Here is a 12,831-nt window from a genome sequence, read left to right as displayed (position 1 = left end):
GTCAGAGCGTGCCTAGCTCAGCAATCGCTCCAAGGTCATGGCAACGGAATTCACAGCGGCGCGTGCGGTGGCGTACGCCATCCGCATCGGCCCAATCAAGGCAACCTGCCCGATCCCTCCATCACCGCTGCGATAGCTCGCCTGGACCACTGAGCAGCGGCTGAGGGCTGTCTGTGGGTGCTCCTGGCCGATCCAGACCCTGCCCGCCGACCAGGCAGGCTCCGGGACAAACGCGCCTGGATCGCTGTCCATCAGGTCGAGAAGAGGTTTCACTCTTGCGCTGTCGCTGAATTCCGGTTCGGCCACCAGCCGCGACACGCCATGCACCAGAGGGTGCTGCTCGATCGGGCGATGGAAGGGATTCCCGTTTTCCAGGGCATCCTTGAGAGCTCTCCCGCAGGACTGCAGCTGCTGTGGCAAACAGTTCCAGTCCAGTTGTCCGGCCTGGTGCAACTGGTCTTCAGTCCAGCGTTCCAGGCCTTCCACCTGCCCGGCACTGCCATGAGGCAGCCGCAGGTTGAGGTGATGGACCTGGCTGGAATCGCCCACGAGCATCACCAGAAGGCGGTCCTCACTGCGGACAAGGCGAATTGTTTTCAGCTGGCTTCCGGATCTCTGTGGCGGGCTTATCAGGCTCATCAGGCCCGTGAAATCCGTAAGCCTGCGTGCCAGCTGCAGCAACAGATCATCGAGGGCCGCCCAGCGCAGGCTCAGCTGGGTCAGCTCCTTCTCCAGATGATGAGCGCCGGCACCGGGCTGGGGCAGCAGGCAGTCGACGTAATGGCGATAACCCTGGGGGCTGGGAACGCGGCCGGCCGAGGTGTGCGGCTGGGTCAGAAGACCACGCTGTTCCAGGGCTCCCATGGCCGAACGCACCGTTGCCGAGCTGGCCTTGATGCCGAATCGCTGCACCAGAGCACGGCTTCCCACCGGTTCGATGGTGTCGACGTAATGGTGGACCGTTGCCTGAAGAACCTCCTGCTGGCGTCGGGGCAGCGGCTTCACGGAGGTCTTCTTGGGGAGTCGATCTTACGGAGAAACAGCAAGGCAGGTTCGCCACTGTCATGACCCCACGCTGTCCAGCCAAACCTGACAGGGCAGTGCAGCGCTCAGTAGCGCGGGACTGCGGGATCGACCATCACGCTCCAGGCATCAATACCACCCTCGAGATTCCACACTTCCCTTGCCGGCTGCTGTTCAAGCAGCCAGCATCCGAAATCCCAGCTGCGGATTCCGGCGTGGCAGAGCACGACGACAGGACCGGCCGGCGGCAGGAATTGGTTGAGTGTTCCCATCCAGTTCTGTGCCTCACTCAGGGGCAGATGCTTGACCGGATAGGGAAATGGAGCGATCGCCAGCTCCTGTTCCTCACGAACGTCCACAAGCGTCAGATCGACGTTCTGGCTGAGCCAGGTTTCCAGCTCGCGGGCCTTGAGAGGCTTGGGAATGGGTCCAGGCATCACATCAGTCTGGCCGCGGGCTGGCACAGCTCCTTGAATGGATGAAGATAAGCAGCATGTGCTTCACCGCCTGTTCATGAAGGGGCGTTCGTTTCTGCTGGCTCTGGTCTCCGTGGCCATGGTGCTGCTCACGCTGGCACTTGGGATGTGGTGGGTCATGGCTCGTCAGAGCCCTCTGCGGATCATGGACCGGACGCTGGAGCTGCCCCGGGCGGCACGTTTCATGCCCAGTGATGCGGCTCTGACCCTGCACTGGCTGGTCGATCCACGTCAGCTCCCTGCGTACGCCCAGGCTGTGGCGCCTGTGCGCCAGCGAGGTCTGGTGAATGACAGCACCCGTCAGCTGAGGGATGGAACGTTCGCTCTGGCAGGGCTTGATTTTGGTACCGAACTGGCGGGCTGGATCGGGCCTGAGGTCAGCCTCGCAGTGCTGGATGCGCCGGCCCAGCAGTCAGGTGAACAGCCGAAGCAGGGTTGGGTTCTGGCACTCTCAAGTCGCGATGACGATGGCGCCAGGCGCTTTCTGCAGCGTTTCTGGCAGACACGCAGCCTGGCAGGCACCGATCTGCAGATCTCCCGTTACCGCGGCATGGGGCTGATCAGCGGTCGTGGTGCCCTGATCGGAAGAGATCCTCAGCCGATCGCCACCGCCTTGATCGATGACGATCTGCTGCTGCTGGCGTCGGGTCGTGGGGTGCTGGAGCAGGCCCTTGATGTCTCCCAGCTTGAGAGCCAGCATCAGCTGGGAGATTCCGCCCTGGCGGCTGATCTCAGGAGCTTCGGTCGCGGTGCCGCTGTTCTCACCGCCAGTCCCGCTGCCATGAAGCGCTGGCTTGGTGTTCCTTCGGCGATCACGACGCGCGATGACCTTCAGGGCCTGGTGGCCTCGCTCACACCCCAAGGGGCTGATCTGGCTCTTGAGGCTGTGATCCACTTCCGCGAGTCGCTGATTCCGGTCACCTCACAGTGGAGGGACAGTGATGCGTTGCTCAGAGATGCCGGCGGTGATGCTCAGACACTGGCTTTGCTTTCCAATCCCTCAGCACTGCTGGCCGCAGGGGAGAATGAGCCTCTGGCCCAGTGGATCGCTCCTCTGCTTCAGCGGTCGATCGAATCAGAGTCGAATGCTGCCGCGGCAGCGGTCGTCGGATTGGACGAGGGGCCCATGCTCTGGCAGCAGGGTCCGCATGGCTGGGTGCTGGGCACACGCCCCAACCATCCAGAGCCCGAAGTGGTGGATGTTGAGCTTCAGGCGCTCGGGTTGACCGGTTCGACCCTCGCCAGCGACGGTCAGCCACTTGAGGTATGGACGCGTCTGGCTCGTCAGCGGCGTCGAGGTGAGGAGTCGCTTCAGGCAGAGCTTGCCGTGGCGCTGGAACGTCATGCCGGTGTCAACTGGTGGGCCGAGACACTCGATGGTTTGCGTCGGCGCAGTGAAAGCGGGGATCTGATTCAGCGCCATCAGCAGCTTCAGCAGCTGCAGTCAGAAAGTGAGCCTCCGCTGTCCCACCAACTGGCACTCGCTGCGGATTCCAGTCGTCGTCAACTTGGTCGGTGGCGTCCCTGGGAGCTGGTGCAGGGGGTGGCCGGGCGATCACTGCTGCAGGCAGTCCAGGGGTTGGCTGTCGCTGCTGGAGCTGACCAGAAAGCCGAACCGGTGCAGGATGGACGTGTGAGCAGCCTGCGTCTGCGTGCGCGACTCCAGCTCGGTTGATCTTTTGCTTTTGCGCCACGGCATCGCCGAAGAGCGAGTTTCGGGCCGGGATCATCCGGATCGCCCTCTGACCGATCGTGGCATGCAGCGAACTCTGCAGGTGGTTCGTCGGCTGCGGATGCTGAATGTGCGCGCCGACGTGCTGATCTGCAGTCCCTACAGAAGAGCCACTGAAACCGCTCACCTGGCGATCGAGGCAGGGTTGGCGGAGTCAATGCGTCTCGATTCAGCTCTCGAGCCAGGCGGTGACCCGTGGCCGCTGCTGTCCAGATTGTCGGGCTGTTGTCTGCTGGTGGGCCATGAGCCGGATCTGAGCACGCTTGCAGCGACGCTGATCGGAGCACCGAATGGAAGCCTGCGCCTGCGCAAGGCCGGTTACTGCCATCTCAGGTGGCGGGCTGATCTGGCCGACCCCCGTGGTGCGGCTGAACTGCAGGCGTTGCTCCAGCCCCGGCTTCTGCTCCCTCGCTCCGTTTAGGTTGCCCTTGCGCTGAAGCGGAGGTTGGTGAGTCAGAACGATGGTGCCGAGATCCGTCATGAGCGAACGGGTCTGGTGTTCCGCCCCGGCCTTGAAGGGGTTCCCGCTACCCAGTCCTCCATCTGCGACATCGATGGTCATGAGGGGTGCCTGTCTTACCGCGGCTATCCCGTTGACGATCTGGCCACTCACTGCAGTTTTCTGGAAACCACCTATCTGCTGATCTGGGGGCAACTGCCGACACCTCAGCAGCTGCGGGACTTTGAGGATGAAGTGCAGATGCACCGACGCGTCAGTTTCCGTGTCAGGGACATGATGAAGTGTTTCCCATCGGATGGTCATCCGATGGATGCCCTTCAGTCCAGTGCGGCGTCCCTGGGGTTGTTCTATTCCCGTCGTGCCATCGACGATCCCCAGTACATCTACGACGCGGTGGTTCGGCTGATCGCCAAGATTCCCACGATGGTCGCGGCTTTCCAGCTGATCCGCAAAGGTCAGGATCCCATCCAGCCCAGGGATGATCTGGCTTACTCAGCCAATTTTCTCTACATGCTCATGGAGCGTGAGCCTGATCCGATGGCCTCACGAATCTTTGATCAGTGCCTGATCCTGCATGCGGAACACAGCCTGAACGCCAGCACATTCAGTGCTCGTGTCACCGCCAGCACCCTCACTGATCCCTATGCGGTTGTGGCGTCTGCCGTCGGCACCCTGGCAGGTCCCCTTCATGGCGGGGCCAATGAGGATGTTCTGGCAATGCTTGAGGAGATCGGTTCTCCCGAGATGGCCGCCGGTTATCTCGATGAGGCCATCGCCAGCAAGCGCAAGATCATGGGATTCGGTCACCGCGAATACCGCGTCAAGGATCCTCGTGCTGTGATCCTGCAGGCCCTTGCCGAGGAGATGTTCGAGCGCTTCGGCCACGATGAGATGTACGACGTTGCAAGAGCTCTCGAGTCTGCTGCCGAGACCCGTCTCGGTCACAAGGGGATTTATCCCAATGTGGATTTCTACTCCGGACTCGTGTATCGCAAGCTGGGGATTCCCAGAGATCTGTTCACTCCGGTCTTTGCAATCGCCAGGGTCGCAGGCTGGCTGGCGCACTGGCGCGAACAGCTCGGCGCCAATCGAATTTTCCGCCCCTCCCAGATCTACACGGGCAGTGATCTGCGCCAATGGACGCCTCTTGAGGCACGTGTTCCAACCATCACCCCTTAAGTTACATTCATCACACCTTGGCTCATGGTGACCTTCCTCGCCGCCAGCTCACCGGCACTGGTCAGTCCAGGACTGGATCTTGAACGAAGTTTCAGTCAGGCCCTCGAGGGTCTCGGTCTGTCACAGCAGGCAGCCCGTCTGATCTGGCTGCCGTTCCCCATGCTGCTTGTGCTGGTGGCGGCAGTTGTTGGCGTTCTGGTCACCGTGTGGCTTGAACGCAAGATTTCAGCAGCCGTTCAGCAACGCATCGGACCCGAGTATGCAGGAGCGCTGGGAGTGCTGCAGCCGCTGGCTGATGGCCTCAAGCTTCTGGTCAAGGAGGACATCATCCCAGCAAGAGCCGACAGCCTGCTCTTCACCCTTGGCCCTGTTCTTGTGGTCGTTCCGGTGATTCTGTCCTGGCTGATCGTGCCGTTCGGTCAGAACCTGCTGATCAGCAACGTGGGGGTCGGGATCTTTCTCTGGATTTCTCTCAGCAGCGTTCAGCCGATCGGTCTGCTGATGAGTGGATATGCCTCCAACAACAAATATTCCCTGCTCGGAGGCCTGAGGGCGGCTGCACAGTCGATCAGCTACGAAATCCCACTCGCGCTCGCTGTGCTTGCGGTGGTGATGATGAGCAACTCGCTCAGCACCGTCGACATCGTTGACCAGCAAACCGGAGCGGGCATCCTCAGCTGGAACATCTGGCGTCAGCCTGTTGGTTTTCTGATCTTCTGGATCTGTGCCCTGGCGGAATGTGAGCGGCTTCCCTTCGACCTTCCCGAGGCGGAGGAGGAGCTGGTTGCCGGTTACCAGACCGAATACGCCGGAATGAAGTTCGCTCTCTTCTACCTCGGCAGCTACATCAATCTGGTGCTTTCAGCATTGCTGGTTTCCGTGCTGTATCTCGGTGGCTGGGGCTTCCCCTTGCCGGTGGAATGGCTGGCCGGCTGGCTTGGGCAATCGGTGGATGCTCCTCTGGTCCAGGTGATCACAGGCACAACTGGCATTGTGATGACCGTTCTCAAGGCCTACCTGCTCGTGTTCATCGCCATCCTTCTGCGCTGGTCGACGCCGCGGGTGCGCATTGACCAGCTTCTTGATCTCGGCTGGAAGTTCCTGCTGCCACTGGCTCTGGTCAACCTGCTCGTGACCGCAGCGCTCAAACTTGCTTTCCCGGTCGCCTTCGGGGGTTAGGTTTAATTACCTAGGCTCTTGCTCAGCGGTCTCTCCGTCCCCCCTCCCTAAGGCCATGTTCGGTTTTCTCAAACAGGTTGGTGATTACACCAGAGATGCCGTCGACGCGGCGCGCAATCTCACTCAGGGTCTGGCCGTCACCTTCGACCACATGAAGCGCCGTCCCGTGACGGTGCAATACCCCTACGAGAAGCTGATCCCCTCCGAGAGATATCGGGGGCGCATCCATTACGAGTTCGACAAGTGCATCGCCTGCGAAGTGTGCGTGCGGGTGTGCCCCATCAATCTGCCGGTGGTCGACTGGGTGATGAACAAGGCCACCAAGAAGAAGGAGCTGCGCAACTACTCCATCGATTTCGGGGTGTGCATCTTCTGCGGCAACTGCGTGGAGTACTGCCCGACCAACTGCCTCTCAATGACCGAGGAATACGAGCTGGCAGCCTTTGACCGTCACAGCCTCAATTACGACAACGTTGCGCTCGGTCGTCTGCCCACCAGCGTGACCACCGACCCATCGGTCCTGCCGCTGCGGGAATTCGCCTACCTGCCTGCGGGTGAGATGGACCCTCATGTGGTGGCACATGATCGTCCACGGGCAGGCCAGCGACCCGATCAGGTGCTTGCTGCTCTCAAGTCGGCAGCCGCTCTCTCAGCCGGGGATGCGGGAGAATCCACCACAGAGTCCACAGACAGCAAGGAGAGCGTCGAATGACGATCGCAGCGTCAACGCAGCTGATCTGCTTTCTGGTGCTTAGCTCTGTGGTTGTGCTCGGAGCTCTCGGTGTGGTGTTGCTCAGCAACATCGTTTACTCCGCGTTCCTTCTTGGAGGCGTTTTCCTTGCCGTGGCAGGTCTCTACTTGCTCCTCAACGCCAGTTTTGTGGCTGCTGCCCAGGTGTTGGTGTACGTCGGCGCTGTCAACGTGCTGATCCTGTTCGCGATCATGCTCGTCAACAAAAAGGAAGATCTCGCCCCGATTCCCGGGATCACTCTGCGCCGCCTGCTGTCAGGCGGTGTCTGTGTCGGTCTCTTCGCGCTTCTCACAAGAGTTGTTCTTACCACTCCATGGGTGGAGGGTCCCGAGCCGATCGGCGAAGACGCCACGGTTCGAATCGGTGAGCACCTGTTCACGGATTATCTGCTTCCTTTCGAACTGGCTTCGGTTCTTCTGCTGATGGCCATGATCGGAGCGATTGTTCTGGCGCGTCGTGATGTTCAGGCCGTTGATCCCGGAACCGGAGAACTCGCTGATCAGGGCCTGATCGAGAAGGCTCGGACGCCTCTGCTGGTTGATCAACCTCCCTCCTGACCCTCTTCCGCTTCCCGTCATGATCTCCGAGCTGCTGTCCGGATCCGTCCCCCTAGAGGCCTATCTGCTTGTTGCAGCGGTTTTGTTCTGCACGGGTGTCTGGGGGCTCATCAACAGCCGCAATGCTGTGCGGGTGTTGATGAGCATTGAACTGATGCTCAACGCGGTGAACATCAATCTGATGTCGTTTTCGTCCTATGTGGACGGTCAGTTGATCCGCGGTCAGATCTTCTCCGTTTTCGTGATCACCGTCGCAGCGGCTGAAGCTGCTGTGGGTCTCGCCATTCTTTTGTCTCTCTATCGCAACCGCGTCACAGTGGACATGGAACGCTTCAATCTTCTGCGCTGGTAGGGCCGGCGCCCTCGTCATGCGCCTGAAACGGGTTTGGTTGATCTACAGGGCCGAAAGCCCTCTGGCTCTCAAGGAGGCTCAGGTCTGTGCCAAAACGCTCGAGTCGCTCGGCGTTTCTGTGTCCGTTGCCATGAGCGGTTTCACGGCGGATCCGTTCCCAGGCCTTCTGGCTTCCGAACCGGAACTCCCCGATCTGGCAGTTGTTCTCGGTGGCGATGGCACGGTTCTTGGTGCTGCAAGGCATCTGGCTGTGTATGACGTGCCGATCCTCTGTTTCAACGTTGGCGGTCATCTCGGCTTTCTCACCCATGAACCTGGGCTGATGCGCCGAGACGATCTCTGGCGACGCCTGCAGGATGATCATTTCGCGATGGAACGGCGCATGATGCTTCAGGCTGTCGTGCACCGAGCGGATGATCTCAACTGCTCCGTGTCATCAGACGCCGACCATGACAGTGATCGCTCGGAGCGTCACTGGGCCCTGAACGATCTCTATCTGCGTCCCTATCAGGAGGATCTCGCGCCCACCTGCACCCTTGAACTGGAGATTGACGGGGAAGTGGTCGATCAGGTGCGTGGCGACGGACTGATCCTCGCCACGCCGACCGGTTCCACCGGCTATGCCATGGCAGCCGGAGGCCCGATCCTTCACCCGGGCATTGACGCCATCATCGTCAGCCCGATCTGCCCGATGAGCCTGTCCAGTCGTCCTGTGGTGCTTCCTCCCAGGTCTCGACTGGTCATCTGGCCCCTGGGAGACGGCTACCGACAGGTGAAGCTCTGGAAGGATGGGACCAGCGGCCCGGTGCTCTGTCCCGGTGAGTGCTGCGTGATTCAGAGGGCTCCCCATCATGCGCTGATGGTGCAGCTTGAGCAGTCGCCCTCCTACTACCGCACCCTGTCGCGCAAGTTGCACTGGGCCGGCAGTCTTGTGGACACGATGCCCTCTCCCAACTGAATTTTCAGCGATGCCTCTTGAGATCGAACGCCGCTTCCTGGTGACCGGATCGGGATGGCGTGTCCATGCCGGAGAGCCTCAGCACCTCAGGCAGGGTTATCTCGCATCCAGTGAGCAGGGCTTCACGGTGCGGGTGCGGCTTCGGGCTGATGGCAAAGCCTGGCTCACGCTCAAGACACCGGCGGAGGGCATCGCTCGCCATGAATTCGAATATGAACTTCCGTCCGACGAGTCCGAAACCCTCTGGAGCCTTGTTCCCCATCGCTTGATCAAAACCCGTTACGCCCTGTCTTTCCCAGGAGGTGACTGGGTGGTGGATTGCTTCGAAGCAGACAACGCGCCGCTTGTGCTGGCTGAAGTGGAGCTGGGCAATGCGGAGGATCCCTTCGAACGTCCGGAGTGGTGCGGGCTCGAGGTCACCGGCGATGGTCAGTTGAGCAATGCAGCTCTGGCCCATCAACCCGTTTCCAGCTGGACTCGGGCGATGCGGCTTCGCCATGGCCTGGAGCAGGCCTGAAGGGGATGGGGTGATCGCCCCCCTTGAAAGAGTCTTTGGTTTTCCTTTAGATTTGCATTGGGAACAGTGAAGCGACTCGTGCACGGCCTCTACGACCATGACGGCATCCTGAGGTTCATCGGACTGGATCGTGAAGCCTGTGTCGCCTATGCCGAGCTGTTTGATCTTTCACTGGCCAGGTGTTCACTGATGGATCTGCCGATGCCTCTGCCGCTGGCCGTCAGGTCGCGTCAACGGATGATTCCGGGAGCAGGCAACAGTTGAACCCGTCGCGGCAGATCTTGCCGTGATCCATGGCCCAGTTCAGCAGTGCCACTCTGTTTTTTGAGCCGGTTTTGGTGAACACGTTGCTGACGTGATTGTCGACCGTCCGTTTGCTGATCGTGAGCCGTTCGGCAATCTCCTGGTTGGTCAGTCCCTCTGCCACCAGTTCGATGATTTCAATCTCCCGTGTTGAGAGTGAGATGTTCGAGGACACAGGTCCATCGCCATTGACCATGCTGGACACCGACGAGCCTTCCAGGTTCATCCTAGGCATTCATTCCTGACCGGCGATCTTCCATAGTGGCCGACAGAAGCATTCGAAGGGTTTGGGTTCCGCGCTGCAGCGCAGTCTTGAGGCTGGTTCCGTCACCGTCACTGCTGAGGTGATGCCTCCCCGTGGTGGAGATCCTAGTCATACCCTGGCCATGGCCGAACTCCTGCGCAAATGGGTTCATGCCATCAATGTCACCGATGGCAGTCGTGCGGTGATGCGCATGAGCAGCCTGGCGGTTTGCCGTTTGCTTCTCGACGCAGGCCTGGAGCCTGTGCTGCAGATGGCAGGCCGTGATCGCAATCGCATCGGCATGCAGGCTGATCTGCTCGGCGCCCATGCGCTGGGGATCCGCAATCTGCTCTGTCTCACGGGCGATTCAGTCAAGGCGGGAGATCAACCGACAGCCCGCCCTGTGCATGAACTGGAATCTGTTCGCCTGCTGCAGCAGGTGACTGCTTTCAACCGTGGAGAGGACCCGGTCAAGGAAAGCCTTCCCGATGGTCCCACCGCTCTATTTGCAGGAGCCGCCGCTGATCCGCACTGTGCGAGCTGGTCGGGGCTGAAGCGCCGGCTGGAGCGTAAACGCGAAGCGGGTGCTCGTTTTGTGCAGACGCAGATGGTGATGGATCCGAATGTTCTGGAACGGTTCTGCCGTGACATGGCGGCGCCGATGGAGCTGCCTGTTCTCGCTGGTGTGTTCCTGCTCAAGTCGGCCAGGAATGCCAGTTTCATCAATCAGAAAGTTCCCGGCGCCAATATTCCGGATGCCCTGATCGCGCGGCTTGATGCGGCCGCTGATCCTGCCGCAGAGGGCATCGCCATTGCTGCTGAGCAGGTTCGCCAATTCGCCGGAATTGCCCAGGGCGTTCACGTCATGGCCGTGCGAGCGGAAGAGCGGATTCCTGAAGTGCTGGAGCGAGCAGGCCTCAGCTCGCAGCCGGCGTGAGATCAGTGCCAAGCAGTTCGGCCATCGCTTTCTGCTGGGGAGATGGTTCAACCAGATCCTGTCGTCTGGCATCGGTGATCAACCAGTCCAGAGCGGCTTCCTGCAGATCGAAGTGGTCGCCGTTTCTGCCGACGCAGTATCGGCCGAACACCAGCTTTTCAACGAGTTGAACACCTGCTCCGATGCGGGAATAATCAAAGATGATCGAGTTGTCGATCGTGGCGCCCTCGCAGATGTGGCAGCTCGGACCGATCATCGTTGGCCCGATCAGCGTGGCTCCGTCTTCGATCTTGGTCATCCCGCCCACATAGATGGGTCCCTGAACATCGATCCGGTCCCAGTTGGCCGCCACATTCAGACCGGTGTAGACCCCTGGTCGCACTTCCTTCCCAGGAATGCCCACCTGGCGCACATCACCCTGAAGCACGCTCCGGATCGCACGCCAGTAATCGGGAACCTTGCCGATATCGACCCATTCGAACTCCATGGGCAGGGCATAGAAGGGTGCTCCGATCTCGACCAGTTTGGGGAACAGATCCGATCCGATGTCGAAGGACTCGCCCGATGGAATGTGCTCGAAGATCTCCGGTTCGAAAAGGTAGATCCCCGTGTTGATCGTGTCGCTCAGGGCTTCATCCACCTTCGGTTTTTCCTGGAAGGCCTGGATTCGTCCCTCGTCATCACTCACTACCACGCCATAGCTGCTCACCTGCTCCTTCGGCACGCGCTTGGTGATCAGGCTGGCGAGAGCACCCTTCTCTCGGTGGCGCCTAACCGCTTCAGTGAGATCAAGGTCGATCAGTGCATCCCCACACAACACCACGAACGTGTCGTCGAAGAACGTCTGGAAATCCTGGATTTTCTTGAGTCCCCCTGCGGAGCCGAGTGCGTCACCGATCAGTTCACCATCCTCGATGCGCCCTTCAAAGCTGTAGGCGATTTCAACACCGAAACGCTGGCCGTCTCGGAAATAGTTTTCGATCTCCTCGGCGAGGTGGGAGACATTGACCATCACCTCAACAAAGCCATGCTCCCTGAGCAGTTCTAACAGAAACTCCATCACCGGCTTCTGCAGGATCGGAATCATCGGTTTAGGGATCACATGTGTGATCGGCTGAACCCTTGTGCCCTTGCCCGCGGCCAGGATCATCGCCTTCATCGGCGTTACAGGCTTACAACGGATAAGCCAACATAAGGGTGTGATTAGGCGGCCACGGCGGCTTCGGCCGGCACGACAGCTGGCACGTCGAGGCTGGTCAGTGGAAGCTGGGCCATCGTTCCCGGAGCAAGCAGGCGCCTGAGACGGATTGGGCCATGCAGCGATTCCTGCTGTTCAAGTTCCACCTGTCCCTGTGAGGACAGGAACAGGAGGGCCCAGAACACGCCAACGCGGTCCTTGTCCAGGTCGTCGGCTGCGATCTCACTCCACTCGGTCACCAGAAGTTCAAAATTGACCCATTGCAGAGCCGCTTCCCAGCCGCTCAGGAAAACCCCCATGGCCGCAGTGGTCTCAGGCAGTTTCTCCCGGTGTGCGAGAGCCGCCACCTGGGCGATTGCTTCCTTGTTCGAGTAGCGCTTCTGACGTTGTCGTCGGCGCATCTCCAGTTCATCTGATTCCAGCTGTTCCGCAATCGATTCCAGCTGTTCAATCAATTCGCCGAGCGTGACCGGGCGTCGCAGCGGAGGAGGTGCGACAGGTCGGCGTTGCAGATGCCGCTCGGGGTGCCGCGGGATGTTGAAACTCGGATCAAGCCAGCCCTGATCAGCGAAATCCGCTTCAAACATCTCCTCCACCGCAGGCTGAGGAGGGAAGGTGCTGGCTTCAAGAACTTCCGCTTTGAGGCTCACGAGCACCGATGCCGCCAGAAAGGCCTCACTGCTGTCGGCAAGGTCCCGCTCGTAGCTGCCGCCACGTCGCTTCATGGCCTCTTCGACCTGGCGGGGAACTTCGATGCGCTGCTTCAGCTGATCCAGGAAGCCATCGACCACGGCAATGACATCCACATCCCATGGATCGAGATCACCCTGCTGGGCTGCGTCCTGAAGCAGACGGATGGCGAGCCTGGCACCGGCATCAGCTTTCTGACTCAGCCCGGCATTCATTCCAGCCTGCGGCCATCTTCAGGAAAAATACCGGCGATGGGTTGATCGGGCCAGCCCCCT

16 protein-coding genes are annotated in these 12,831 nt (G+C 60.3%); 11 read left to right on the top strand and 5 right to left on the bottom strand.

Going from position 1 to position 12,831, the window contains the following annotated elements; all coding sequences use genetic code 11:
- Positions 1–12: 12 nt before the first annotated feature.
- Together hrcA and SIB56_RS10240 are read right to left on the bottom strand one after the other, a co-directional pair.
- Positions 13–1,005 (bottom strand): heat-inducible transcriptional repressor HrcA, encoded by a 993-nt coding sequence (gene hrcA / locus SIB56_RS10245; protein WP_413323835.1) that lies wholly within the window; start codon positions 1,003–1,005, stop codon positions 13–15.
- A 104-nt stretch (positions 1,006–1,109) separates the two neighbouring features.
- Entirely contained in the window at positions 1,110–1,460 is a 351-nt protein-coding gene (locus SIB56_RS10240; RefSeq protein ID WP_413323834.1) for a rhodanese-like domain-containing protein, read from the bottom strand.
- Positions 1,461–1,497: 37 nt separating this feature from the next.
- Here SIB56_RS10240 and SIB56_RS10235 point away from each other — a divergent pair, with 37 nt between their 5' ends.
- From SIB56_RS10235 to SIB56_RS10190, 10 genes are all read left to right on the top strand, one after another.
- Positions 1,498–3,174 (top strand): DUF3352 domain-containing protein, encoded by a 1,677-nt coding sequence (locus SIB56_RS10235; RefSeq protein ID WP_413323833.1) that lies wholly within the window; start codon positions 1,498–1,500, stop codon positions 3,172–3,174.
- Positions 3,152–3,652: a SixA phosphatase family protein gene (locus tag SIB56_RS10230; protein ID WP_413323831.1), complete on the top strand. Its 501-nt coding sequence runs from the start codon at positions 3,152–3,154 to the stop codon at positions 3,650–3,652. The genes SIB56_RS10235 and SIB56_RS10230 overlap by 23 nt, the downstream gene beginning before the upstream one ends.
- A 27-nt stretch (positions 3,653–3,679) precedes the next feature.
- Entirely contained in the window at positions 3,680–4,870 is a 1,191-nt protein-coding gene (locus tag SIB56_RS10225; protein ID WP_413323830.1) for a citrate synthase, read from the top strand.
- Between the two features lie 24 nt (positions 4,871–4,894).
- A complete protein-coding gene (gene nuoH, locus SIB56_RS10220) occupies positions 4,895–6,049 on the top strand; it encodes an NADH-quinone oxidoreductase subunit NuoH (protein WP_413323829.1) in 1,155 nt (384 codons plus the stop codon).
- A 55-nt stretch (positions 6,050–6,104) separates the two neighbouring features.
- Positions 6,105–6,761 carry an NAD(P)H-quinone oxidoreductase subunit I gene (gene ndhI / locus SIB56_RS10215; RefSeq protein ID WP_413323828.1) on the top strand — a complete coding sequence of 219 codons (657 nt, stop codon included), beginning with the start codon at positions 6,105–6,107 and terminating at the stop codon, positions 6,759–6,761.
- Positions 6,758–7,357 carry an NADH-quinone oxidoreductase subunit J gene (locus SIB56_RS10210; protein WP_413323827.1) on the top strand — a complete coding sequence of 200 codons (600 nt, stop codon included), beginning with the start codon at positions 6,758–6,760 and terminating at the stop codon, positions 7,355–7,357. Before ndhI ends, SIB56_RS10210 begins: the two co-directional genes overlap by 4 nt.
- A 19-nt stretch (positions 7,358–7,376) precedes the next feature.
- Complete coding sequence (gene nuoK / locus SIB56_RS10205; RefSeq protein ID WP_413323826.1) at positions 7,377–7,709, top strand: NADH-quinone oxidoreductase subunit NuoK; 333 nt, start codon at positions 7,377–7,379, stop codon at positions 7,707–7,709.
- A 16-nt stretch (positions 7,710–7,725) separates the two neighbouring features.
- A complete protein-coding gene (locus SIB56_RS10200) occupies positions 7,726–8,667 on the top strand; it encodes an NAD(+) kinase (RefSeq protein ID WP_413323825.1) in 942 nt (313 codons plus the stop codon).
- 10 nt (positions 8,668–8,677) lie between these two features.
- Positions 8,678–9,184: a CYTH domain-containing protein gene (locus SIB56_RS10195; protein WP_413323824.1), complete on the top strand. Its 507-nt coding sequence runs from the start codon at positions 8,678–8,680 to the stop codon at positions 9,182–9,184.
- Between the two features lie 66 nt (positions 9,185–9,250).
- The gene (locus SIB56_RS10190; RefSeq protein WP_413323823.1) at positions 9,251–9,448 is read left to right on the top strand and encodes a hypothetical protein; all 198 of its coding nucleotides are present in this window, start codon (positions 9,251–9,253) and stop codon (positions 9,446–9,448) included.
- Here SIB56_RS10190 and SIB56_RS10185 read toward each other — a convergent pair.
- Positions 9,405–9,683: a helix-turn-helix domain-containing protein gene (locus SIB56_RS10185; protein WP_413327311.1), complete on the bottom strand. Its 279-nt coding sequence runs from the start codon at positions 9,681–9,683 to the stop codon at positions 9,405–9,407. The genes SIB56_RS10190 and SIB56_RS10185 overlap by 44 nt on opposite strands.
- A gap of 91 nt (positions 9,684–9,774) precedes the next feature.
- Here SIB56_RS10185 and SIB56_RS10180 point away from each other — a divergent pair, with 91 nt between their 5' ends.
- Positions 9,775–10,668, top strand: a complete 894-nt coding sequence (locus SIB56_RS10180; protein ID WP_413323822.1) for a methylenetetrahydrofolate reductase — start codon at positions 9,775–9,777, stop codon at positions 10,666–10,668.
- On the opposite strand, the gene SIB56_RS10175 is transcribed toward SIB56_RS10180, so the two are convergent.
- Positions 10,649–11,827, bottom strand: coding sequence for a sugar phosphate nucleotidyltransferase (locus tag SIB56_RS10175; protein ID WP_413323821.1), 1,179 nt, complete (start codon positions 11,825–11,827; stop codon positions 10,649–10,651). The genes SIB56_RS10180 and SIB56_RS10175 overlap by 20 nt on opposite strands.
- A gap of 44 nt (positions 11,828–11,871) precedes the next feature.
- Positions 11,872–12,771, bottom strand: coding sequence for a segregation/condensation protein A (locus SIB56_RS10170; protein WP_413323820.1), 900 nt, complete (start codon positions 12,769–12,771; stop codon positions 11,872–11,874).
- Positions 12,772–12,831: the final 60 nt, after the last annotated feature.

Origin of the sequence: Synechococcus sp. MIT S9503, from assembly GCF_047304175.1 — a bacterium.
GTDB lineage: Bacteria > Cyanobacteriota > Cyanobacteriia > PCC-6307 > Cyanobiaceae > Synechococcus_C.
Note: the sequence above shows the minus strand (reverse complement) of the source record. Positions and strands in the feature narration are given on the sequence as shown.

Excerpts from the sequence above, each read along its gene's own strand:
- SIB56_RS10240 (WP_413323834.1), bottom strand. The coding sequence starts at position 1,460 with ATGCCTGGACCCATTCCCAAGCCTCTCAAGGCCCGCGAGCTGGAAACC.
- SIB56_RS10235 (WP_413323833.1), top strand. The coding sequence starts at position 1,498 with ATGGATGAAGATAAGCAGCATGTGCTTCACCGCCTGTTCATGAAGGGG.
- nuoH (WP_413323829.1), top strand. The coding sequence starts at position 4,895 with ATGGTGACCTTCCTCGCCGCCAGCTCACCGGCACTGGTCAGTCCAGGA.
- ndhI (WP_413323828.1), top strand. The coding sequence starts at position 6,105 with ATGTTCGGTTTTCTCAAACAGGTTGGTGATTACACCAGAGATGCCGTC.
- SIB56_RS10210 (WP_413323827.1), top strand. The coding sequence starts at position 6,758 with ATGACGATCGCAGCGTCAACGCAGCTGATCTGCTTTCTGGTGCTTAGC.
- nuoK (WP_413323826.1), top strand. The coding sequence starts at position 7,377 with ATGATCTCCGAGCTGCTGTCCGGATCCGTCCCCCTAGAGGCCTATCTG.
- SIB56_RS10200 (WP_413323825.1), top strand. The coding sequence starts at position 7,726 with ATGCGCCTGAAACGGGTTTGGTTGATCTACAGGGCCGAAAGCCCTCTG.
- SIB56_RS10195 (WP_413323824.1), top strand. The coding sequence starts at position 8,678 with ATGCCTCTTGAGATCGAACGCCGCTTCCTGGTGACCGGATCGGGATGG.
- SIB56_RS10185 (WP_413327311.1), bottom strand. The coding sequence starts at position 9,683 with ATGGTCAATGGCGATGGACCTGTGTCCTCGAACATCTCACTCTCAACA.
- SIB56_RS10175 (WP_413323821.1), bottom strand. The coding sequence starts at position 11,827 with ATGAAGGCGATGATCCTGGCCGCGGGCAAGGGCACAAGGGTTCAGCCG.
- SIB56_RS10170 (WP_413323820.1), bottom strand. The coding sequence starts at position 12,771 with ATGAATGCCGGGCTGAGTCAGAAAGCTGATGCCGGTGCCAGGCTCGCC.